Source organism: Psychrobacillus sp. FSL H8-0484, assembly GCF_038005325.1.
In the GTDB taxonomy this organism is placed as follows: domain Bacteria; phylum Bacillota; class Bacilli; order Bacillales_A; family Planococcaceae; genus Psychrobacillus.
The window spans coordinates 3,401,631-3,424,232 of the sequence record NZ_JBBOSZ010000001.1 but is presented as its reverse complement, the minus strand read 5'-3'; the positions used below and the strand labels follow the sequence as shown (position 1 = coordinate 3,424,232).

Annotated in this window: 20 protein-coding genes, 1 pseudogene, 1 riboswitch and 1 other annotated feature; of the genes and pseudogenes, 13 read left to right on the top strand and 8 right to left on the bottom strand. The window is 36.5% G+C overall.

The window, feature by feature from the left end:
- Window positions 1–76: 76 nt before the first annotated feature.
- Together MHH81_RS16855 and MHH81_RS16850 are read left to right on the top strand one after the other, a co-directional pair.
- Window positions 77–1,087, top strand: coding sequence for an LLM class flavin-dependent oxidoreductase (locus tag MHH81_RS16855; protein ID WP_340923406.1), 1,011 nt, complete (start codon window positions 77–79; stop codon window positions 1,085–1,087).
- Complete coding sequence (locus MHH81_RS16850) at window positions 1,087–1,728, top strand: NUDIX hydrolase (RefSeq protein WP_340923403.1); 642 nt, start codon at window positions 1,087–1,089, stop codon at window positions 1,726–1,728. Before MHH81_RS16855 ends, MHH81_RS16850 begins: the two co-directional genes overlap by 1 nt.
- A gap of 16 nt (window positions 1,729–1,744) precedes the next feature.
- On the opposite strand, the gene MHH81_RS16845 is transcribed toward MHH81_RS16850, so the two are convergent.
- A complete protein-coding gene (locus MHH81_RS16845; RefSeq protein ID WP_340923400.1) occupies window positions 1,745–2,305 on the bottom strand; it encodes a 3D domain-containing protein in 561 nt (186 codons plus the stop codon).
- Window positions 2,306–2,703: 398 nt separating this feature from the next.
- The gene (dapF, locus tag MHH81_RS16840; RefSeq protein WP_445678145.1) at window positions 2,704–3,555 is read right to left on the bottom strand and encodes a diaminopimelate epimerase; all 852 of its coding nucleotides are present in this window, start codon (window positions 3,553–3,555) and stop codon (window positions 2,704–2,706) included.
- Between the two features lie 131 nt (window positions 3,556–3,686).
- On the opposite strand from dapF, the gene MHH81_RS16835 reads away from it, so the two are divergent.
- The 3 genes from MHH81_RS16835 to MHH81_RS16825 are packed head-to-tail and all read left to right on the top strand — an operon-like array spanning window position 3,687 to window position 6,740.
- Window positions 3,687–4,718: a S66 family peptidase gene (locus tag MHH81_RS16835; RefSeq protein ID WP_340923394.1), complete on the top strand. Its 1,032-nt coding sequence runs from the start codon at window positions 3,687–3,689 to the stop codon at window positions 4,716–4,718.
- Between the two features lie 3 nt (window positions 4,719–4,721).
- Window positions 4,722–5,819, top strand: a complete 1,098-nt coding sequence (locus MHH81_RS16830) for an NAD(P)/FAD-dependent oxidoreductase (RefSeq protein WP_340923390.1) — start codon at window positions 4,722–4,724, stop codon at window positions 5,817–5,819.
- A 12-nt stretch (window positions 5,820–5,831) separates the two neighbouring features.
- Window positions 5,832–6,740, top strand: a complete 909-nt coding sequence (locus tag MHH81_RS16825) for a methyl-accepting chemotaxis protein (RefSeq protein WP_340923388.1) — start codon at window positions 5,832–5,834, stop codon at window positions 6,738–6,740.
- Between the two features lie 292 nt (window positions 6,741–7,032).
- On the opposite strand, the gene MHH81_RS16820 is transcribed toward MHH81_RS16825, so the two are convergent.
- Window positions 7,033–7,701, bottom strand: a complete 669-nt coding sequence (locus tag MHH81_RS16820; RefSeq protein WP_340923385.1) for an HAD family hydrolase — start codon at window positions 7,699–7,701, stop codon at window positions 7,033–7,035.
- Window positions 7,702–7,782: 81 nt separating this feature from the next.
- Between MHH81_RS16820 and MHH81_RS16815 the strand changes: the two genes are divergently transcribed.
- The 7 genes and pseudogenes from MHH81_RS16815 (at window position 7,783) to MHH81_RS16785 (ending at window position 15,274) form a co-directional block, all read left to right on the top strand.
- Entirely contained in the window at window positions 7,783–8,070 is a 288-nt protein-coding gene (locus MHH81_RS16815) for a hypothetical protein (RefSeq protein WP_340923382.1), read from the top strand.
- Between the two features lie 699 nt (window positions 8,071–8,769).
- Window positions 8,770–8,871: riboswitch (purine riboswitch) on the top strand.
- A 150-nt stretch (window positions 8,872–9,021) separates the two neighbouring features.
- A complete protein-coding gene (locus MHH81_RS16810) occupies window positions 9,022–9,609 on the top strand; it encodes a xanthine phosphoribosyltransferase (protein WP_340925299.1) in 588 nt (195 codons plus the stop codon).
- The gene (locus MHH81_RS16805; protein ID WP_340923380.1) at window positions 9,606–10,889 is read left to right on the top strand and encodes a nucleobase:cation symporter-2 family protein; all 1,284 of its coding nucleotides are present in this window, start codon (window positions 9,606–9,608) and stop codon (window positions 10,887–10,889) included. The genes MHH81_RS16810 and MHH81_RS16805 overlap by 4 nt, the downstream gene beginning before the upstream one ends.
- Before the next feature lie 168 nt (window positions 10,890–11,057).
- A complete protein-coding gene (locus MHH81_RS16800) occupies window positions 11,058–12,347 on the top strand; it encodes a globin-coupled sensor protein (RefSeq protein ID WP_340923377.1) in 1,290 nt (429 codons plus the stop codon).
- A 285-nt stretch (window positions 12,348–12,632) separates the two neighbouring features.
- Window positions 12,633–13,910 (top strand): MDR family MFS transporter, encoded by a 1,278-nt coding sequence (locus tag MHH81_RS16795; RefSeq protein WP_340923374.1) that lies wholly within the window; start codon window positions 12,633–12,635, stop codon window positions 13,908–13,910.
- Between the two features lie 386 nt (window positions 13,911–14,296).
- A pseudogene (locus MHH81_RS16790) lies at window positions 14,297–14,779 on the top strand (NUDIX hydrolase); the annotation flags it as partial.
- Between the two features lie 78 nt (window positions 14,780–14,857).
- The gene (locus MHH81_RS16785) at window positions 14,858–15,274 is read left to right on the top strand and encodes a GNAT family N-acetyltransferase (RefSeq protein ID WP_340925297.1); all 417 of its coding nucleotides are present in this window, start codon (window positions 14,858–14,860) and stop codon (window positions 15,272–15,274) included.
- A gap of 423 nt (window positions 15,275–15,697) precedes the next feature.
- On the opposite strand, the gene MHH81_RS16780 is transcribed toward MHH81_RS16785, so the two are convergent.
- Window positions 15,698–17,062 carry an aspartate kinase gene (locus tag MHH81_RS16780; RefSeq protein ID WP_340923371.1) on the bottom strand — a complete coding sequence of 455 codons (1,365 nt, stop codon included), beginning with the start codon at window positions 17,060–17,062 and terminating at the stop codon, window positions 15,698–15,700.
- 380 nt (window positions 17,063–17,442) lie between these two features.
- Window positions 17,443–17,672, top strand: a binding site (T-box leader).
- A 126-nt stretch (window positions 17,673–17,798) separates the two neighbouring features.
- Here MHH81_RS16780 and serA point away from each other — a divergent pair.
- The gene (serA, locus tag MHH81_RS16775; protein WP_340923368.1) at window positions 17,799–19,385 is read left to right on the top strand and encodes a phosphoglycerate dehydrogenase; all 1,587 of its coding nucleotides are present in this window, start codon (window positions 17,799–17,801) and stop codon (window positions 19,383–19,385) included.
- Window positions 19,386–19,749: 364 nt separating this feature from the next.
- On the opposite strand, the gene MHH81_RS16770 is transcribed toward serA, so the two are convergent.
- The 4 genes from MHH81_RS16770 to MHH81_RS16755 all read right to left on the bottom strand — a co-directional run bounded on the left by MHH81_RS16770 (window position 19,750) and on the right by MHH81_RS16755 (window position 22,599).
- Window positions 19,750–20,085 carry a hypothetical protein gene (locus tag MHH81_RS16770; RefSeq protein ID WP_340923366.1) on the bottom strand — a complete coding sequence of 112 codons (336 nt, stop codon included), beginning with the start codon at window positions 20,083–20,085 and terminating at the stop codon, window positions 19,750–19,752.
- 57 nt (window positions 20,086–20,142) lie between these two features.
- Window positions 20,143–20,922 (bottom strand): HAD family hydrolase, encoded by a 780-nt coding sequence (locus MHH81_RS16765; protein WP_340923363.1) that lies wholly within the window; start codon window positions 20,920–20,922, stop codon window positions 20,143–20,145.
- Between the two features lie 117 nt (window positions 20,923–21,039).
- Window positions 21,040–21,837, bottom strand: a complete 798-nt coding sequence (locus tag MHH81_RS16760; protein ID WP_340925295.1) for a DUF2935 domain-containing protein — start codon at window positions 21,835–21,837, stop codon at window positions 21,040–21,042.
- Between the two features lie 153 nt (window positions 21,838–21,990).
- Window positions 21,991–22,599, bottom strand: a complete 609-nt coding sequence (locus MHH81_RS16755; protein ID WP_340923360.1) for a DUF3298 and DUF4163 domain-containing protein — start codon at window positions 22,597–22,599, stop codon at window positions 21,991–21,993.
- Between the last annotated feature and the right edge of the window lie 3 nt (window positions 22,600–22,602).

Genomic DNA, 22,602 nt, shown 5'->3' with positions numbered 1-22,602 from the left:
AGTTATCTATAATGCAAAATAGTATAATGAAATTTAAAAGTTATAAATATATAGAGCGATTGGAGGAACAATTAGAATGAAACAACCAAAATCATTAGATACTATTCCTTTGTCAGTATTAGATTTATCTGCTGTAGCGGAAGGATCGACTGTACGTGATGCGTTTCAAAATAGTATGAGTCTCGCTCAACATGCAGAAAAGTTAGGATATAAACGATACTGGGTAGCAGAACATCATAATATGCCAGGTGTTGCAAGTTCAGCTACTTCTGTTTTAATTGGATATTTAGCGAGTGGAACGAGTACGATACGCATTGGAGCAGGAGGCGTGATGCTTCCAAACCATTCCCCTTTAATAATCGCGGAACAGTTTGGTACATTGGAATCCATTTATCCAGGGAGAATTGATCTTGGGTTAGGAAGAGCGCCTGGAACAGATATGCTGACTGCTCGTGCTTTACGTAGAGATTTTAGTGCAGCGGATAATTTCCCAGAACTTGTGCAGGAACTGCAATCATACTTTGAGTCTATTGAAGAGAACTCTAGTCGACCAATTATTGCTGTACCAGGACAAGGATTAGAAGTACCAATTTGGTTGCTTGGTTCAAGTAATTTTAGTGCGAAGCTAGCCGGTATGATGGGTTTACCATACTCATTTGCAAGTCACTTTTCACCAGATTACTTAGAGGAAGCATTACATCTCTATCGTTCATATTTCAAGCCATCTAAGCATTTACAGGAGCCTTATGTGATTGCTAGTTTGAATGTAATTGCTGCAGAAACAGATGAAAAAGCTGAATTTCTTGCTACCTCGTTATTGCAACAGTTTTTAGGAATCATTCGAGGGAAGAGAGGAAAAATGCAACCTCCAGCAAATATGGGAGAACTCTGGACAGCGCAAGAAGAGATAATGGTAAATAAGTCTTTAAGAGCCCGGATTGTAGGTTCTCCAGAAACCGTGAAATCCAAGCTAGAAGATTTCCTTGCTACTACACAAGTAAATGAAATAATGATTAACTCACCAATATATAACCATCAAGAAAGATTAAAATCATTTGAGTTTATATTTAAGGCGGCTAAACAATAGTGGAAACGGAACAACTTAAAATATTCGATAGAGAGAAAAATCCTATAGGTGTTGCTTCGAGAGAAGAAGTGCATAGATTGGGACATTGGCATGAAACGTTTCACTGTTGGTTTATTAGTAGCGAAGAGGGAAGAGATTATGTTTATCTTCAGATGCGAAGTGATTACAAAAAAGACTATCCTGGGTTGTTAGATATAACCGCTGCCGGTCATTTATTGGCTAAAGAAACTGTGCACGATGGAGTAAGAGAGGTAGAAGAGGAGCTTGGGGTTAAAGTTGCTTTTCAAGACCTATCTTCACTTGGTATTATTGATTATTCGGTTTACAATGGAGAGCTTATTGATAAAGAATTTGCACATGTTTTCTTATATAATTGTTCTCTTCATTTCAATGATTTTAAACTTCAAGCAGGAGAAGTTTCAGGAATCGTCCGTACAGAATTTAAACAATTTGCTTCGCTTTGGATAGGTGAAACGGATGAAATAGAAGTCGAAGGATTTTATGTAGATAATGTAGGGAATAAAAAGAATATGACTAGAATAGTGACAAAGAATCACTTTGTTCCGCACGAAAGCTCTTACTACGAAGCTATAATTCATGGAATACGTACGAATATGACAAAAAACCAACTTCCGCTATAGAAAGTTGGTTTTTCTTCTATTCCAATATTTTTATCGTTACGTTTTTTCTTCCCCATTTGTAGGCCTCACTTGTAGAGGAGAAAAATACGTCGATTTTATTGCCTTTAATTGCTCCTCCCGTATCACCTGCAATTGCATAACCATAACCTTCCACATACACTTTCGTTCCAAGTTTAATAACACTTGGATCAACAGCAATTACTTTGAGATCTGGATTACTTTTTAAGTGAATACCGGTACTAGTGATACCAGAGCAGCCATTACAGTTTGCAGTAAATGCACTTGCAGATACAATAAATTCTTTTACCACTTTATCTTTTGAATCCGATCGAGAAGGATTTTTGGATTTCGCTTTCTGAGTAGAGGCAATCGTTAATTTTTGTTTTGGTTTAATCAGGTTACTATTTAGTTTGTTCCATGATTTTAAGTTATTGATTGATACATTATACGTTTTAGCAATTGAGTACAATGTTTCCCCTTTTTGAACAGTGTGTATAGGACTTGCGGCCACACTTTCATTTACTCCACTGACCAATAGTACTATTGAAATGATGAGTGTTCCAAGAATTTTCTTCAAATACACTATCCCCTTGCTATTTAGTCTAATCATATAGTAGCAGTATTTTATTACAGGAATATTACGACAATTTTCCAATAGCGTTACAAATAAAGATGGTAGATTCTAAATATATGTTTGAATAGATTAGAATATACTAAAGCCTTCCAACTTTATTAAATTGGAAGGCTTTCAGATTTAAAGTATTAAGTTAATCTTTCCATTCTATAGAGTTAATTTCATAAATAGTACTTTGTCATTAAAATGCGAACAGTTATCTCTTTGTTGATTGAAGCGGCAGGTGGCGACTCCAGCGGGATGAGTGAGACAGATAAGACACCACAAACGACGCGTGAGCGACGGTGATGGCTTATCGCTCACCCCGCGGAAAGCGTCCGCCTATAGCGGAAATCAATTAATTATGAAATTGATTCTATAATACCATCAAATACTTTTGTGGCAGGACCTGTCATATAAACACTAACGTCTGTATATCGGATAATAAGGTCTCCACCTCGGAGTTTTACTACTATATCCGTGTCTTTATCACAATGTCCGTTTAGAACAGCTGCGACAACAGCTGCGCAGGCTCCTGTTCCACAAGCTAATGTCTCTCCACTGCCGCGTTCCCACACGCGCATGTGTAAAGTATTTCGATTCTCTATTTGAATAAACTCTGTATTCACACTCTCCGGAAACATAGGATGATGTTCAAATTTAGGGCCGACAATAGGAAGATTGATAGACTCTATGTCGTCACTGAATATGACACAATGTGGATTTCCCATTGATACAGTTGTTATAGAATATGGAGTATCCTCTATTAAAAGAGAATAATTAATAAGCACCTCTTGTTCTTCTACAAGCACTGGAATTGTAGGAGGATCTAAAATAGGACTCCCCATGTCAACGGTAGCTGATATCATCTTCCCGTTTTCTACATGTAGTTCAATAATTTTAATGCCACTTAATGTATCAATTTCTAGGGTTTCTTTCGTAGCAATATTGTGATCATAGACATACTTTGCAACACAACGAATGGCATTTCCGCACATTTTTCCTTCGCTACCGTCAATATTGAACATGCGCATTTTGGCATCAGCCACATCAGAAGGACATATTAAAACAATACCGTCTCCACCAATGCCAAAATGACGATCTGAAATAACTCTGCTTAGTTGTTCTGGATGGTCAATGGGGTGTTCAAAGCAATTTATGTAAATATAATCATTACCACAACCATGCATTTTTGTGAAAGGTATACTCATTATGTCTTCGCCTTCTTCCATTTATAGGTACATTATGTTCTATTATAAATATACGTAAGTAAAAGGGTCAATGGAAACAAATATGAAAAAAATATAATATTTGAATTATAATGGAATGAAAAGGAGTGTTTGTTATGCTAATAAAACCAAAAATGCTTCAAGCCGGAGATAAAGTGGCTACGATTAGTTTGTCATGGGGTGGGGCTGGCGAGCCGGATATAAAGTGGAGATATGAACAGGGTGTTGAAAGACTGGAAAAAGTATTTCAATTAGAAGTTGTTTCTATGCCTAATAGCTTAATGGGATCTGACTATCTATATGAAAATCCAAAGACACGTGCAGAGGATTTAATGAATGCTTTTAAGGATCCGACGATAAAAGGAATCATTTCTAATATTGGTGGAAGTGATAGTATTCGACTTTTACCATATATTGATTTTAATGTCATTCGAGATAATCCAAAGGTGTTTATCGGGTATTCGGATTCTACTGTGACGCACTTGTTTTGCCATAAAGCAGGGATATCATCATTTTATGGTCCTTCTGTGTTAATGGACTTTGCTGAAAATGTGGAGATGGATCCATATACGGTGGAAGCTTTGAAAAAAACTTTATTCTCCAATGAAGTAATTGGTGAAGTAGAACCAGCACTTGAGTGGACAAGTGAACGTTTACTATGGGTTATTGAAAATAAAGACAAACAGAGACAAATGACTTCGAATAGGGGCTATGAGGTACTGCAAGGCTCTGGAGTAGTGCAAGGGAAATTAATCGGAGGATGTATTGAAGTGTTAGAATTTGCTAAAGGGACATCGCTTTGGCCAGAAAAATCTTATTGGAAAGATAGCATTTTATTCTTTGAAACATCGGAAGATATGCCGGAACCAACTTCTATTGAGTATTGGTTGCGGAATTACGGTTCCCAAGGAATTTTACAGCAAGCGAAAGGAATTATTTTTGGGAAGCCTCAAAATGAAAAATATTATGAGGAATATAAAGAGTCTATTTTGAGAATTATGAAGGAGCTTGATTTAAACGAGTTACCGATTCTTTATAATATGAACTTTGGACATACGGAACCTAAATTCGTTCTTCCTTATGGAGCGATGGCAGAAATAAATTGTGATCATGTAACATTTTCTATTTTAGATAGTGGAGTTGAGTAATAAATGTCTTCTTATATTGTTGTAGGTGGTGGGATTTTAGGTGCTTCCACTGCCTATCATCTTGCTAAGCATAATGTCAAAGTAACACTAATCGATCGTATGGATCGTGGACAGGCATCTGCAGCTGCTGCAGGAATTATATGCCCATGGATATCACAGCGAAGAAATAAAAAGTGGTATGAACTTGTAAAAAATGGTGCGAAATATTACAAGGAACTTGTCGAAGAGCTTGGAGCTTTAGGGGAAACATCCACTGGTTATAAAAAAGTAGGAGCAATTGCGCTTCACACGGATGAGAAAAAGCTACTAAAAATGTTAGAGCGAGCTTTAGTAAAGCGAACGGATGCACCGGAGATAGGGGAATTAAAAATACTTACACCTGCTGAGACGAAAGAGCTTTTTCCACTTATATCAGAAGACTTTTCTTCCCTCTATGTAGAAGGAGCAGCACGAGTAGATGGTCGAGAAATGCGTGATGCTTTAATTCGAGGGGCAAAAAAGCTAGGAGCAGAAATAATATACGGAAATGCGGAGTTTTCAAATGGTGTTTTATTAGTAGACGGAATCCCTTTAGAAGCGGAAGGGATTGTCTTAACTGCTGGGGCTTGGGGGAACGAACTACCTTCCAAACTAGGAGTCCACATGAAAGTAAGTTCTCAGAAGGCGCAAATTATGCATTTTAAAATAGAAAATGATGCGACCGGAGATTGGCCGGTAGTAATGCCACCGACAAATCAGTACTTACTTACATTCGATCATGGAAAAGTAGTAGCAGGTTCTACGTATGAGGAGAACACTGAATTTAATACCGATGTAACAGAAGAAGGGGAAAAAGAGTTGCTTTATAGTGCGAAAAGTATTGCTAATTCTCTAAAAAATGTAAAAATAGAAGAGGTGAGAGTTGGATTTCGACCATATACACCAGAATTTCTGCCAGTGATTGAGAAGCTATCTGGATTCGAGAATATTTATTTTGCCAATGGATTAGGTGCATCGGGGTTAACTGCTGGTCCTTTCGTAGGATCAGAACTTGCTCGGCTTGTGTTAGGGAAAGAGACTGTACTTGATTTGTCCGATTATGCATCAATTGAAACGATTTAGGGGGTAGGGGAAATGAATTATTCACAAGTAGAAGAAGTAAATGATATGTCAGTGGTAGAGGCACTGGAGAAAAATTTAGCGATTATTCGTTTTGACAAGAACCGACGAGTGGCTTATGTAAATGATAATTTTGCTACCGAGCTAGGGTATAAAGCAAGTGAAGTGATGGGCATGAATCACAAAGAGTTTTGTTTTCCACAGTTAGTTAATAGTATGGAGTATGAAAAGTTTTGGAAAGATTTATTTGCAGGAAAGTCATTTTTCAATAAAGTAGAAAGAAAAGATAAACAAGGAAATAGTGTTATGTTTGAAGCGTCCTATATGCCGATCTTTAGCGGGAGTGGCCAAGTATTAGGCGTAACAAAAGTAGCAACCAATGTAACGGAGCGTCATCAAATTTTGCAAGGTGTGACAGAAGAGCTAAAAGCAATGTCAGAGGGGTTAAGTACTCGAGCAGTAGCGGGAATAAAAAGAAATGAAGAACTTCTACAAAGAATTGATGAAATTGCTTACGGTTCTAATGAAAATACTGCTACTTTAGAAAGTTTAAAAGTACAAGCTGATTCTATTCGGGGTATTGTGCAAACGATAAGAGAAATTGCAGCACAAACAAATTTACTAGCTTTAAATGCTGCAATTGAAGCAGCTCGCGCTGGTGAACATGGACGTGGATTCAATGTTGTTGCTCAAGAAGTTCGCAAACTTGCAGGGAGAGTAGAAGCCTCTATAGTTGAGGTTCGTGAAAATATTGAAGGCATTACAAAACAAGTAGACAAAGTGACGACAAGTAATAGTAACTCCCAGGCTAGTATTGAAAAAAGCCAAGAGGAAATTCGCATAGCGTTAGAAGAATTTAAAGATATTTCAAGAGCGTCAGAAAAACTAGAAGCACAAACTGCCGATTTTAGTAAACTTATCTAAAAATTGGCTATGTTAAACGATCATGTTTGTTATCTGCCGAAACCCTGCTCGCACTCCGCGGACGACCTGCCAAGCCTCCTCGGGGCAACAGAGTGTTGGTCACGAATCCATTTCCACATGGATGTGCCGAATTTAGGAATTGTTCCTATAAGCCCGCTTGGGGGTCTTGGCAGCCCGTTTTTCCTAGGAGTCTCGCCGGTTTTAGGCACAAATTATATGCTTCTAAAAACAACCGCCTAGATTAACAGAGCCTAAAAATTAGTTTCTATTGCCGATATCTAAAAGGTTCAAATTAGGTTGCATCATTGGGATTGAGCATAATAGGTATAATTTCAGCAAGGTCGTCGATGATGTAATCAGCCTTTACATCATTCCACTGATCATCTTTTTTCCAGATAGTTTGTAAACCGACTTTTTTGGCAGCATCTATATCATTTATTGGGTGATCTCCAACGAAAATGGTTTCGATAGCCTGAACATCTAATTGTTGCAAAGCCTTTTGGAAAATGAAAGGATCGGGTTTTTTCATTTCTTCCCATTCTGAAATAAGAATAGTATCAAAGTATGATTGAATACCTAAAGCAACTATATTATCCATTTGAAATTGTCCTTTTCCATTGGTGATCATTCCAATTAAAATGGATGATTTTTTTAATGCTTCAAGCATGGAAATTAGATTTGGAAACGGCACACAATAAAGATGAAAGCATTCCATATAGTCTTCTAAAAGATCGCTTGTTGAAATTCCTTTTATATGAAAATACTTTATCAAACTTTCATAAACTAGATCTTTCCACACATAGCCTCTACAATCTAACTCGATAAACCTCTCACAAAATTGCTCTTTTGGAATATGGGAAAGGTGCATATAAAACCGATCATATTGCGCTGTAATAAACCGTTTTACTGATTCATCCCTATTTAATAATGTCCCGTCTAAATCGAATATAATTGCCTTCATACTAAATATCCCCCCTTTTCATTCTGAATAGATCTTATCAAAACATGTTACACTAGATAATGGTATAGGAGGTGCATTTTTTTGAGCGAATATTTAATTATTTACGTTGAAATTGAACGGAAAATAGATTTTTATTATCAAATGCAGCATATTGAAACACAATTTGAACTCCGAATGACTATGGACGAAATAATTTCAGCACGTAATCAGTTTGAACTTCAACATGTTTATGATATTTCACATAAGCCTTTTTCTTTTGGGGGCGGCATCTTATATTTACATACAAATCAAGGCGTCTTTTCTTATAAAATTCAAGATAATCCTGCAACCTTTATCCATGCATTCAAGTCGTTGAAGACGGAAAATTAGAAAGCCAAAAGAGAAAATAAAACATTCCCATTTGCTCAAACAAATGGGAATGTTTTATTTTTCGTCACACGTGTTGATTAACCAAAAGTACTCAGTAAATTGCTTATTAAAATGGTGATAACACACTAGGCGCTCTATGCATAGGTGCTTTTGGAGTGCTTGGAACTGAACGAGTTCTACACCATTACCTGGATTTCTTGATGCGAAAGGGATGCGACAAAGTCGCATCCCTTTCGCATTTTTTCGATAATCGTGTGGTAGTCGTTCGTCCGTCACTCTCCATAGCTACTTGTAATAGAAGTGCCAAAGCTTTTGGAAATGAAAGAATAGCCACTTTCCTATTTATACAGTAAGCAGCCAAAGATGCAATTTTGGCTGCTCAGTTCTTCTCTATATTTTTCCAAACCAATTCCGGTTTTCTTTTGAACGTTGTAGGGCGTAACGGACAAATCTCCACAACAGGATTATCGAAAATAATGTAGTGATCATTTCGTCCAAAGCGAGCCAAAAACATACAAGTGCAAAATGGGATCCTTGCGCATTTCTTGTGAAACTTTAATGGAGCAAATTGGATAATCAACAACCGTGGTTTTTCGTGTTTGTTTGGGTGCCAGTCACCAGTGGTTCGGACTGAATTTTATGAATCATTAGACATATTTTGTGGTCATTGTAATTGAAAATCGACATGCTATAATGAGAACTATTCTAATAGTATTTACTCATATAATCGCAGGAATATGGCCTGCAAGTTTCTACCGGCTTACCATAAATAAGCTGACTATGAGTGGCGATGAGATAATAGGATTGTGGCATCTTTGCCATGATTTCTTTTATTTCCATTCGATTTTACAAGCTCGAATGGCATTCAACCACTCAAAGTATGAGAGTGGTTGAATGTCGTTTGAGCTTTTTTGTTTATCAAAAATTATGATGGTGAAGGGATTGGCAATTATGAAATTATTAAAGGATAAGATTATCCAAGAAGGAAAAGTGTTATCAGAAAATGTGTTGAAAGTAGATTCTTTTCTAAATCATCAAATTGATCCTGTTTTAATGCAAGCGATAGGAGAGGAATTTGCTAATCGCTATAAAGATGCAGGAATTACAAAAGTATTAACGATTGAAACTTCTGGTATCGCCCCTTCCATGTTTGCTGCTTTAACATTTGGAGTTCCAGTTGTTTTCGCTAAAAAATCCAAATCGTTGACTCTATCAGATAACTTATATACTTCCAAAGTGCATTCCTTTACAAAGGGTGTAACAAATGACATTTCCATTTCGAAAGATTTCCTAGAAAGCGATGATGTCGTGTTAATCATTGATGACTTCTTAGCGAATGGACAAGCGGTACTTGGATTACTTGATATCCTTGAACAAGCAAATGCAAGAACTGCTGGAGTAGGAATTGTCATTGAAAAAGGATTCCAAACAGGTGGTAGCATTATTCGCGAACGTGGAATTCGAGTAGATTCACTTGCGAATATTAAATCGTTAGCAAATGGAAAAGTGGAATTTTTTGAGGAGAGTTCCTCTAAATGAACAACACCTTGAGAAATACGACACTTGGTATTCAACATCTCCTTGCCATGTATGCAGGAGCGGTAATGATTCCTTTAATTGTTGGTGGATCGTTAGGACTTCCACCCGATCAATTAACCTATCTAGTTGCTATTGATATTTTAATGTGTGGTATTGCAACAATATTGCAAGTAATGAGTAATCGCTTTTTTGGTATCGGACTTCCTGTCGTATTAGGATGTACATTTACTGCTGTAGGGCCGATGATCGGGATTGGACAACAATATGGCATTTCCTCTATTTATGGTGCAATTATTGTTTCTGGGATTATTGTTGTACTTATAAGTGGATTTTTTGGACAACTGGTGAAGTTCTTTCCACCTGTCGTAACTGGTTCAGTTGTTACTATTATTGGGATTACCCTTATTCCTGTTGCGATTAATAATATGGCTGGAGGCCAAGGAGAAAGTGACTTTGGATCGGCTTCAAATGTTACATTAGCGTTTGTTACATTACTTTTTATAGTGTTATTGTATCGTTTTTCTACAGGATTTATTAAATCAATTTCTATTTTACTAGGACTAGTTGCTGGAACGATTTTAGCGATCTTTATGGGAAAAGTAGATTTCATGGCAGTGAAAGAGGCGGACTTTTTCCATATGGTGTACCCTTTTTACTTTGGAACACCAACTTTCGACTGGTCACCAATTATAACAATGACTCTAGTAGCACTAGTTTCATTAGTAGAATCAACAGGTGTTTATTTTGCACTTGGAGATATAGTAGATAAGAAGATAACCAAAAAAGATTTGTCAAAGGGATATCGTGCAGAAGGTATTGCTGTACTACTAGGTGGTATTTTCAATTCATTCCCATATACAACTTTTTCTCAAAACGTAGGACTCTTGCAAATGTCAGGAGTTAAGTCGAAAAACGTTATTTATATTACAGGTGGTATGCTAATCGCCCTTGGGTTCATTCCTAAAATTGCAGCTATTACTACGATTATCCCTTCATCCGTATTAGGTGGAGCAATGCTAGCAATGTTTGGAATGGTAGTTGCACAAGGTATTAAAATGCTTAGTAAAATTGTGGCGGACTCCCAAGATAATTCTATGATTATTGCATGTTCAATCGGTATGGGGCTAGGGGTATCCGTAGTTCCAGATTTATTTGTATCTCTTCCAGCAGGAATTCAAATTTTGACAAGCAATGGGATTGTTGCAGGAAGTATGACTGCTATCATATTGAATATATTATTCAATATGCTACCTTCTAAGAAAGTAAATAAGGTTAATTAGTAGGAGCACGAAGGTACATATGCCTTCGTGTTTTTTTGTGCCTAGATTCTATTGTTCTATTAGCAGGTGTGACAAAAGTCACTGTATTAATATGGGAAATTTGCTAGCATAACAATTAGGGGTGGCTTTATTGCTAATAGAATATGTTCTAGAGAAAAGGGGAATGTTATGTTTACAAAAAAACGGTCAAAAGTTATTCCTGTGAAAAATTTGGGAAGTTTTGTATCAAAGTTTGAAGTGACAAATGAAGAGAGCTTGAAACAATTACAATTAATAAATTTACTAAAGGAAGATCTTTTATTGTTGAAACAAATGGAGCAACTAATGATAGTGCATACTCCTATAGCAGTGCACTCCTTTTATGATTCCATAATGGGAAATGAAAAATTAGTTGAAATAATAAATAAACATAGCTCTCGCATGCGTTTAGAACAGACATTAACACGTCATATTAGTGAATGGTTTCATGGAATAATCGACGATGAATACATCGATAGAAGAGGAAAAATAGCTAAAATGCATGTACATATTGGGTTGGAAACTAAATGGTATTTAGCAGCGTGTCATAATTTGCAAAGCAGCTTTATAAAGTGTATTTTGAAAATGGAACTACCTAAGGATCAAGAAATTGCTTTCATAGATTCTATTAGCAAAATAATGAATTATGAACAACAGTTAGTAGTGGAGGCATATGACATATATTCCGCAGAGCAAGCGAAGGAAAAAGAAGAAAATATTAAACGAATAATTAAAGAAACATTAGGCGGTATAGTAACTACTTTAGAAGTACAATCATTAGAAACCTCTACTGCTGTTGAAGAGCTAATAGCAACGTCTCAAGAATTAATGGATGAGGTTTCAAACGGAATTGAAGCTTCTATCCGAACTATTTCAACTGCTGAACAGGGTAAAGAAACCGTACAGATTTTAACTGATAATACAAAGGAAATATATAATAGAACATCCTCTATGTCTGGTATGATAAAAAAATTAAATCAATCATCCGATGAAATATTAAATGTAGTTAATATTGTGAAAGATATTGCTATAAAAACAAACTTGCTTGCACTAAACTCTGCGATTGAAGCTGCAAGAGCAGGTGAATACGGAAAAGGTTTTGCCGTCGTAGCTGATGAAGTGCGTAAGCTAGCAGTACAAACAAAAAGCTCCGTTGAACAAATAGATCTACTAGTTGGAGAATCTAATGAAGCACAAAAAGAAGTTGTAGGAGCAATTCATATTGTGCAGGAATTGGCCAATCTTGGTTTAATAGAAAGTGAACAGACTGCACAAGCCTTTTCTAATATTTCTACCATGATACAAGAAATTGCTGCTGATTCAAAAGTTGTAGGAACAGAAATAAATGACTTAACTGTTGCAATGAAGTCAATTGGAGAAGCATCTCTGCATGTTTTGGAATCCGCTAAGTTATTAGATGATACCATCAAGGAGATATAACAAGACTGCCATTACAAATCCTAATTGTTTAATTGAATGAAACTGAAAAGTCGTAAACCCTAGTTAAGGAGTTCGACTTTTTTTTGTTTTTCTCGATTGTGTGGAAATGTTCCCATTTATTGAAAAATGGTTGCGATTATAAGCAAATTTAGTCTCGTTGATCCATATATTTCAAATAAAAAGGGAATATTCTCGGTAAAATGTTTGTAAATATTTAAATATTCTATTTCGTATAACGAATTAATATGGTAGGATAGTTGAATCTAGAGATGTGAGGACAAGCTTATGAGAATTAGAGATTGGGATCGAAGTTTAAAGGTCCGCTTATTTGGAGAGTTTTTTAGTAATTTAAGTTTTTGGATGGTGTTTCCTTTTCTCGCAATATATTTTGCGGATGAATTTGGAACGAGTATGGCCGGGATATTACTAGTTATATCACAGGTGTTCTCGGTTGGCGCTAACTTAATTGGAGGATATTGTGCAGATAGATTTGGGCGTCGGACAATGCTATTCTTTTCGGCGACTGCTGAAGGGTTAGCGTTTGTTTTATTCGCATTTGCTAATTCCCCATGGTTGGATTCGCCGATGTTAAGTTTTGTGGCGTTTACGATAGCCGGCATGTGCGGATCATTTTATCATCCAGCAAGTCAAGCGATTGTTGCGGATGTAGTTCCAGAGAATGAAAGAAGTACCGTGTTTTCGGTATTTTACACATCTATCAATATTTCGGTTGTGATTGGTCCGATTGTTGGAGCAGTTTTATTCTTCAATCATCGCTTCCTACTTTTATTAGCTTCTGGTATTATTTTCTGTTTGGTTGGGATAGCCATTCGATTGATGACCGAAGAAACATTACCAGAAGATGTGAAGAAACAGCTTGCTAATAATGGAACGAATAATTGGATGCAAGTAGTTGTGAAGCAAGTAAAAGCATACGGCTTAATAGTAAAGGATAAGGTGTTTTTTCTATTTGTCATTGCCGGGATATTACTTGCCCAAACGTATATGCAGTTGGATATGTTAATACCTGTCTATATGAAAGATGTAATTGATCGTCAGGTTTTAGGAGAATTATTTAATCGGGAATGGGCCGTTACGGGGGAAGGCTCATTTGGTATTTTATTATCAGAGAATGGTTTGTTAGTCGTATTGTTTACTGTATTTGTTACAAGATGGATGTCCAAGTATCCAGAGAAATGGGTGTTTTTCTTCTCCTCGTTTTTATATGCGATTGCGATGCTTATTTTTCCAATGACCGCAAACTTTTGGGTTTTCCTTATTGCCATGGTGGTATTTACATTTGGAGAATTAGCGACGGTTGGTTTACAAGAAAGTTTTGTTTCTAAATTAGCGCCGGAGGATATGAGAGGACAGTATTTTGCTGCAGCCAGCTTGCGTTATACAATTGGACGCACAATAGCTCCGCTCGTGTTCCCGCTCGTCACGTGGATTGGTTTTACTTGGACCTTTGTAATTTTGGCTGTGTTGGCGTTAATTAGTGGATTTATTTATTTACTAACGTTTAAAGAATATAATAAAAGACAAAAAGAATTAACCACATAAATTGGACAAGGGGTGATCTCATAACGAGATCACCCCTTGATTTTTTTTATATGGTAACGCATAAGTTTTGAAGTCAAATATCATCCCGAAAAAATCGGAGAATAATTATCCATGAAAGACTCGTCTTTCAATGCCGCGGTAAATTGTTCCACTGGTTGCCTTCTAACCTAAGCAACGTAAACCCTACCTTCTTTTACGTCCTTGCGACCCTGTAGTCGCTCCAGTGTGAATAAGTATGTTCAAAAACACATAAAGCAGAATGCCAAAATTCTTAATTATGCACTACCAAAATTGTTAACAACCTTTATCTTCTCATATTATTAAGGTGTTGTCAATAATTTTATGATATACTAACTCAACCAAAATGAAATAAAGAGGGTGAGAGAGTGGAAGTTTGGGATATTTTTAATGAAAATCGAGAAAAGACAGGGAAGACCCATATTAGGGGAGAGGATATGCTACAAGGTGATTTTCATCAAGTTGTGCATGTTTGGATTATGAATGAAGAAGGGCAATTATTAATCCAGCAACGACAACCTTGGAAGAAAGGGTGGCCTAATATGTGGGATTGTGCTGCTGCAGGTTCTACTCTTACAGGTGAAACAACTGAAATGGCCGCAATACGAGAGACGAAAGAAGAGCTTGGCATCGATTTGCAGATGGAAAAAGCGGAAATATTATTTACAGTCAAGTTTTCAAGAGGGTTTGATGATAATTTCCTTGTGAAACAAAACGTAGATGCCTCCGAATGGAAGCTTCAATATGAAGAAGTTGCTGATGCTAAATGGGCGACAATGGATGAAATTAGAGCGCTAGTTCAAAGTGGAGAATTTATTCCGTATCATATACTGGACATACTGTTTGAAATTATACAGTCAAATATCTCATTGAAAAAAGCAACGACGCAAGATGCGGAAGAATTATATGCACTTCAGAAAAAAGTGTTCATGCCGCTTTATGAAAAGTACGAGGACCATGAAACAAGTCCTGTATTACAATCGTTTGAAAGGTTTACCGAACGATTGCAAACTGGGGATTTCTTTAAAATATATGAGGGAGATTCTTTAGCTGGAAGTGTCCATGTATATCGTAAATCGTCTGGATTCATGCGATTACATATGATAAATATTTTAGAGGAGTTTCAAGGGCAAGGTATTGCCCAACAGGTGATGAGCCGACTTGAAATTATGTACCCTGAAGCGAATAGTTGGGAATTGGACACCATATTACAGGAAGAAAAGAACTGTTATATATATGAAAAGATGGGCTATGTTCAAATGAACGACCCAAAGAAAATAAATAATAAAATGTCCATTGTTCACTACATTAAAAAAGCTAATTTGAATCATTTAAAAGCATTGTAAACAGTATTACAAAGGAAAAGTATGGAGTATGTATTTTATAGAAAAGCACGGGAGGGGTTGTCCTGTTCTTATTTGTTTTCCGGATGGTTTTGGACTGAAAATACTCATTTAATAGGGGCTGTCCCTAAAGTCATATAGTGACTGAAGAGATGGTCCCTTTTCCAATGTATTGATTTCCGTTCCAGACGGACGCTTTCCGCGGGCATGGCTTCAGTCTCCTCGTCGCTTTCGCTCCTGCGGGGCCTTCAGCTCACGCTATTCCCGCTGGAGTCGCCGTCTTCCACTACAATCAATTGCCTACAAAAAATAGTAGTTTTATAAAAAGTATACAAAAAACAGGTGTAGAAAAAGACTCGTTTTTCTACACCTGCTTCAATTTATGGGCTTATTAGGTGTTTTAATAATTGCACTTATAGTTTTCTATTATCTCACTGTAGCAGGTGCAAAAAATTCGTTATAAAGCTCTCGCAATATTTTATTTTCACTACTTTTATGAACACCAAAAGCTAAGCTGACTTCCGAGGAACCTTGGTTGATCATTTCTATGTTTGCACCAGTTCTAGAAATTGCCGTCGCTGCACGAGCAGCAAGTCCTGTGTTATTATTCATCCCTTCCCCTACTAAAACAATCATTGAAAAGTCATGACGGAAATGAACATCCTCTGCATGTAATTCTTCTATCACGCGAGTTAAAATTCTTTGTTCTTTTTCTGGGTTAAGCTGATGACTTCTAAAAATAACGGAAATATCATCTAATCCTGAAGGTGTGTGCTCATAGGAAATGTGTTCTTCTTCTAAAATTTGTAGTAGCTTTCTGCCAAACCCAATTTCTCGGTTCATCAAATATTTACTCACATAAAGAATAGAGAAACCACTATCAGCAGCTATTCCGGTAATAGGTCGGTGTTTCCCTTTTCTTTCTGCGACAATTCTAGTCCCAGGTGAAGAAGGGTTATTTGTGTTTTTAATACAAACTGGAATTCCTTTTTTGTAAACAGGCATTAGTGCTTCATCGTGAAAAACAGTGAATCCCGCATAGGAAAGCTCTCGCATTTCGCGATAAGTTATTTCTTCAATTTCTAATGGACTGTTTACAACTTTAGGATTTGCAGAAAAAACAGAGTCTACATCTGTGAAGTTTTCATATAGATCAGCTTGAACGGACGCTGCTAAAATAGATCCAGTGATGTCTGATCCACCTCTATCAAATGTACGAAGCAAACCATCCTTTGTATATCCAAAAAATCCTGGGAAAACGACAATTTCAGGAGTTTTCTTTAAGTTACTAAGGTTTTCATATGCTTCGGGTAATGCCATTGCTCGTTCTGGAAAGTCATTTACTACGAGTCCAGCAGCCTGTGGACTAACATACTGAGCGGATAATCCAATGCTTGTAAAATATGTAGAGATAAGTTTCGCGTTATTATCTTCGCCACTTGCTTTAATAGAATCTATAAATAATTCCATGTTTGACTGATCTTTTGAAATACGCACACGTAAGTCTTCCTCAATTACGTCACAGATCGTTTGATCTAAATTAAGTCCTGCTGCAATCTCCTTGTACCGATTTAATACATGATCTAGCTTTGATTCAACTTCTTTCTCATTTAGCACCGCATCAGCAAGGTCGATTAATAAATCCGTCACTTTTTTATCTGAGTCAAATCGTTTACCTGGGGCAGAAACAACAACAAACTTTCTAGTTGGATCCGCTTGGATAATTGCAGCTACCTTTTTTATTTGTTCTGCATTTGCCACCGATGTTCCACCAAATTTACTCACTTTCATCTCATCATATCCTTACTTTTAGATTGTTGATGTATTCCTAGGGGAAACAAATGATTTTATACAGTGTACAAATTATAAAGGTTGACGTCAATATTTTTTCATAAATAGTTAAAAGATATTTGCAGTTATTATGGATGATTTTTTTAAAAAATAGATTAAAGTTCGTGAATTACTACTCGTTTATAAATATTATCTATTTAATTATTCGAAATTACAATAAAAACACGAATGATATTTTTAAAAAAATAAATATAATTAACCGAAACTGCGTAATATCAGGCTTTTTTTTGATTCTAAAATAATGATAGCGTTTTCAAGTTTTTTAACTATATTGACAATTAAAAAGACAGTGCGTATGATGAATTTAATCAAATAAAACTTAAACAATTTTGACGGAGATAGGCTTACATTTTGAAATCTAAAGAGAGCTGATGGATGGTGCAAATCAGTGATTTTACATGTGAAGTAGCACTCTTGAATTGGTGAGCTGAATAACTAAGTAGGTTCATTCGTAAATGCGCGTTAAGCATATGAAATAAGAAGCTGCAGATTATTTGCAGTAAATTTGGGTGGTACCGCGTGAGTTTTTTACAAGCTCTTCGCCCCTTACATTTATGTAGGGAGTGAAGGGCTTTTTTTGTTTTTCCAAAATAAGGATGAACAAAGTTGGATTTGGCTAGAAAATGAAATAGGCAAAGTATCAATAGTAAAACAACAACAGAAGGAGAGAATAATAATGGCATATAATATTTTAATCAGTGATCCACTAAGTGAAGATGGTATTTTCCCTTTAAGACAAGCAGAAGGTTTTAACATTGTTGTAGATACAAACTTAACACCAGAGGAACTTGCAGAAAAAATTGGTGAATTTGATGCTTTACTAGTACGTAGTCAAACACAAGTAACTCGTGAAATTATTGAAAAAGGAACGAACTTAAAAATCATTGGTCGCGCAGGAGTAGGGGTAGATAATATTGATATACCTGCTGCCACTGAACGTGGAATTATTGTTGTAAATGCACCAGACGGTAACACTAACTCTGCTGCAGAACATACAATTGCGATGCTGATGTCCCTTGCTCGAAATATCCCTCAAGCTTTCCATGCATTGAAACATAAAATATGGGACCGTAAAACATTTATTGGGGTAGAAGTGAAGAACAAAACATTAGGTGTTGTTGGTTTTGGTAGAATTGGACAAGAAGTAGCTGCTCGTGCAAAAGGTCAGCGTATGAATGTTATTGCTTACGACCCATTCTTAACAGCAGAGAAAGCAGAAAAATTAGGTGTTCAATTCGGTACTGTGGAAGACGTAATCAAAGCAGCAGATTTTATCACTGTGCATACACCACTTTTAAAAGAAACACGTCATTTAATTAATAAAGAAGCATTTGAAAAAATGAAAGACGGCGTTCAAATTATCAACTGTGCACGTGGTGGGATTATCGATGAGGATGCACTATACGATGCGATTGTTTCTGGTAAAGTTGCTGGAGCAGCACTTGATGTATTTGAAGAAGAGCCATTTGTTGAGCATAAGTTACTGGAATTGCCACAAGTGATTGCTACACCTCACTTGGGTGCAAGTACTGTAGAAGCACAAGAAATCGTTGCAATCGATGTTTCTTATGATGTAGTTAGCTTCCTACAAAATGGAGTCGTAAAAAATCCAGTTAACCTTTCATCTGTGCCAAAAGATGTTTTAGCTAAAATTGAACCTTTCTTTAATTTAGGAGAACAGTTAGGTTCATTTTTAAGCGATTTAGCGGACGGAGTACCAGAAGAAGTAAACATTACATATTCTGGAGAGCTAGCAAATTTAGATACACGTCCATTGTCACGTAATGCAGTAAAAGGCCTTCTGAAAAGTAAGCTAGGGGAATCTGTAAACGACGTAAATGCTAAATTCCTTGCAGACCGCCTTGGTATTACAGTAAATGAACTGAAAACACCGAAATCAAAAGGATTTACTAGTTTAATAACAGTGGAAGTGAAAACTTCAACAGGAACAAGAAAAGTGTCTGGTACGTTATTAAATGGACTAGGAGGTCGAATTGTACGTGTTGATAACTTTATCGTAGACGTTGTACCTACTGGATATTTATTATTCATCCGACATAAAGACCAACCAGGGGCAATCGGACGCGTAGGAACACTTCTTGCGGAAGAAGGAATCAATATCGCAGCGATGCAAGTGGGACGTTCTGAAGTAGGTGGAGATGCAATTATGATGCTTTCTATTGATAAGCATGTAGAAGATACTGGCATCGAAAAGTTAAAAGGATTAGCTGATATCTATGATGCAACGCCGATAGCTCTATAATAAAATCAAGGGGCAGCCGCCAATAAGCCCATAAATTGAAGCAGGTGTAGAAAAACGAGTCTTTTTCTATACCTGTTTTTTGTATACTTTTTATTAAAACTACTATTTTTTGTAGGCAATTGATTGTAGTGAAAGACGGCGACTCCAGCGGGAATAGCGTGAGCTGAAGGCCCCGCAGGAGCGAACAAAGGAACGAAGGCTAAGAACGCCACCTCGTGTGGCAACGCCTTCGTGACCAACATCGTGTTGGCCTGAGGAGACTGAAGCCATGCCCGCGGAAAGCGTCCGTCTGGAACGGAAATCAATACATTGGAAAAGGGACCATCTCTCAGTCAATGTATGACTTTAGGGACAGCCCCTTTTGTTATAAATAAGGAAGTTCATAACCTTCCACAAATGCTTTTAAATTGGCTAACGATTGATCAAATCCATCCAAATTCATAGAAACTCTTATACCAGTGCTTTCTTTTTCTAAGAAAAAAGACAGTAACATCTGTTGTGAATCTAAGTAAAGAGTAAACTCTTTAAAAGGGTGTAACTTTTTAATTGTTAAAGTCATCGGAAGTTTTTCAGTTAGTTTATTATGAACACTTGGCATTAATGTGAAAATGACAATTTCTCCAACACTTAATTTTGGAATAACCCAAAAGGAACCAGGAAAATACCATTCAGAGAGTTTTTTTTTCGTCCGTAATCGCATCCCAAACGGTTTCTAAGTCTTCAATTATTAAGACTGTGTTAGTCACTAGTTTCCACCTTACTTAAGTAGGATTGGTAGCAATTCTCTTAAATTTTCAATTGTATAAGTAGGAATAACTTCTTCACTCACAGGTTTCTCTTCTCGGTTGATCCAAATAGATTGAATGCCTACTTTTGCAGAACCAAGAATGTCTGTCATTAAGTTATCTCCAACCATTAATACTTCTTCTGCATCCAATCCGACTATGTCTAATGCATACTCAAAAATAGAAGGGTCTGGTTTTCCTTTACCAAATGCCCCTGAAATAATAATATGATCGAAATAGGGAGCAATCTTCGGTGTAATTTCCAGTTTGATATTTTGTAGGCTTGGTGATCCATTAGTCATTAAGAGTAGTGTATATTTCCCTTTTAATTGATCTAGCACTTCAAATGTTTCTTCATATACAAATGGGCTTTCTTTTCGCATTTGTGGGAAGTACAGTGCGAGCTCACTTCCTAAATCTGCATCATCAATGCCTAGGTTTTTTAGTCCTCTTATCCAAGCTTCTCGTTGGTACTCCGAAATAATTGCTTTCATCTTCTGAAAACCTTCACCTGGATCATCAAAAGTTCCCCATAGTCCTTCAAAAGGGTTAATCCCAATCATTTGTGTAAATGGACGTGTTTCATATGTATCATACAATGCACTAGCTTCTGCACGTACGGCTTGTTCCAACTCAATTGAATCAATAGTTACTTTTGTTGCTGCATATTCACATGTTTTTTGAAAAGCAGCCTCAACACTTTTTTTGTCCCATAATAATGTATCATCTAAATCAAAAAAAATAGCCTTCATTTTTATATGCTCCCTTCACTAACTTATCTATTACTTTACCTCAGTGAAGGGAGGCTGTCACTAGAGTTAACAGATCTCAATTTAAAAAATAGTAAATGTACTATTAAACAAGTTTACTTAACCTTGGTTTGATATGAGTGTCTCTTCAAACATGTCAATAATATGAATAAACCTTTCTGCTTCTCTAAATACATGGTCGGCAAGAAGAGGATGAATATTGCTTTTAATCCGACAAGCTTCTATTAGATCTCTTGCTGCTTTTTTAAAGTCTCGAAGGGATACAACGGATACTCGGTTTTGATCCAGAAATTGATCCAGAATTGGTACAGTTTCTGATTGTGGGCGCATAGAATCTAAATCAATTGCTTGAAAAACAAGCTGGTCAAAGTCTTGACTGAATTCACGAGCTTGATCGACAAGTTTTCTTTCGGAAGGGTCTAATAGGTGACCGATAAATTTTGAATGATCTGCCATAATTTTAAGAAAGAATACATTTTCTTTAATAATGTCGTCGGCAGCTGGTTCCAACTTTCCTGCGTTCAAATCTTTTAATCGATGTACAAAATACGCAGCTTCTCTACTTGTATGATCTACTAATAAGGCATAGTTATTTGATCGGATTTCACATCGTAAAATGAGACCTAGCACTTTTCTTTTATAGGCCCATATCGCCGTAGCAGCTTGATATACTTGAACATTAAATTTTTTTATTTCCTCGGGATCTGATTGAAGAGAATAAGTACTTAATTTTTCTTCAATTTTCTCAAATAAAGTAACAAAATCTAGTGCTTCTTGAATGAGTTTTTTGTCATCGAAACTAAAACCAAGACTTAGAAACAATGCATGTTCTTTCATTATCCTGGACCAAAAACGTATCTCATCCAATGACCTTGCCACAAATTGATTGACTGAAATCACTCCTTTATTCTACAGTATTCGACCAGTAGAGTATAAATGATAACGAATAAATTTTATTTACTAAAAGGCTCTGCCCGAGGAGACTTGGCAGTTCGTTCGCGGATAGCGCGGATTTTCGTACATAACAACTTGTTCGTTTAACAGAACCTACTAAAAAGGAAGCATCTTATTTAGAGGCCCGTCCTGTCGAATGATATGCTCGATGTCTTTAATCGCAATCGGAAAATAAGGGAATCCATATACATAAGGAGTCCATTCATATATTTGAAAATAAATAATGAGGCTATGATCCGCAATATAAAAATCTTGGTCTGGACGTATACCGGTAAACTCTACTAATAGGGGGACATCCCACTCTACTATTTTCTTAGAAATAATTTTAGACAAGACATCAACGTAGTTACTACTTGGTTTAAATAAATCTTTTAAGGCATATTGCTTTCCGGTAGTAACATCAAAAGTTAAGGATTGAATGATTGTTAAACCATGAGCCCCCCCACTAAAAGAATAGACGGTTAATGTTAAACTTAATATTCCTCTTTCATTTGTCTTCACTTCATAGTTGCCTATTATCTCCACTAAGTTCTCATTGTAGAGGCCTTGTTCTATTAGCATTTTATTTAGATGTGTAATAATATCTCCATTAATCTTTTTTTCTATTGCCGGATAAGGTAAGTTAGTTACTATAGGATAAAGAACATTTAATTTAGGTGAGGATTTTTGGATTCGCTTTGTTTCCAATCGAACGGGAAGATCCATGGT

Excerpts from the sequence above, each read along its gene's own strand:
- MHH81_RS16785 (WP_340925297.1), top strand. The coding sequence starts at position 14,858 with ATGCCGCTTTATGAAAAGTACGAGGACCATGAAACAAGTCCTGTATTA.
- serA (WP_340923368.1), top strand. The coding sequence starts at position 17,799 with ATGGCATATAATATTTTAATCAGTGATCCACTAAGTGAAGATGGTATT.
- MHH81_RS16755 (WP_340923360.1), bottom strand. The coding sequence starts at position 22,599 with ATGGATCTTCCCGTTCGATTGGAAACAAAGCGAATCCAAAAATCCTCA.
- MHH81_RS16795 (WP_340923374.1), top strand. The coding sequence starts at position 12,633 with ATGAGAATTAGAGATTGGGATCGAAGTTTAAAGGTCCGCTTATTTGGA.
- MHH81_RS16805 (WP_340923380.1), top strand. The coding sequence starts at position 9,606 with ATGAACAACACCTTGAGAAATACGACACTTGGTATTCAACATCTCCTT.
- MHH81_RS16810 (WP_340925299.1), top strand. The coding sequence starts at position 9,022 with ATGAAATTATTAAAGGATAAGATTATCCAAGAAGGAAAAGTGTTATCA.
- MHH81_RS16765 (WP_340923363.1), bottom strand. The coding sequence starts at position 20,922 with ATGAAGGCTATTTTTTTTGATTTAGATGATACATTATTATGGGACAAA.
- MHH81_RS16835 (WP_340923394.1), top strand. The coding sequence starts at position 3,687 with ATGCTAATAAAACCAAAAATGCTTCAAGCCGGAGATAAAGTGGCTACG.
- MHH81_RS16855 (WP_340923406.1), top strand. The coding sequence starts at position 77 with ATGAAACAACCAAAATCATTAGATACTATTCCTTTGTCAGTATTAGAT.
- MHH81_RS16780 (WP_340923371.1), bottom strand. The coding sequence starts at position 17,062 with ATGAAAGTGAGTAAATTTGGTGGAACATCGGTGGCAAATGCAGAACAA.
- MHH81_RS16770 (WP_340923366.1), bottom strand. The coding sequence starts at position 20,085 with ATGCGATTACGGACGAAAAAAAAACTCTCTGAATGGTATTTTCCTGGT.
- MHH81_RS16830 (WP_340923390.1), top strand. The coding sequence starts at position 4,722 with ATGTCTTCTTATATTGTTGTAGGTGGTGGGATTTTAGGTGCTTCCACT.
- MHH81_RS16820 (WP_340923385.1), bottom strand. The coding sequence starts at position 7,701 with ATGAAGGCAATTATATTCGATTTAGACGGGACATTATTAAATAGGGAT.
- MHH81_RS16800 (WP_340923377.1), top strand. The coding sequence starts at position 11,058 with ATGTTTACAAAAAAACGGTCAAAAGTTATTCCTGTGAAAAATTTGGGA.
- MHH81_RS16825 (WP_340923388.1), top strand. The coding sequence starts at position 5,832 with ATGAATTATTCACAAGTAGAAGAAGTAAATGATATGTCAGTGGTAGAG.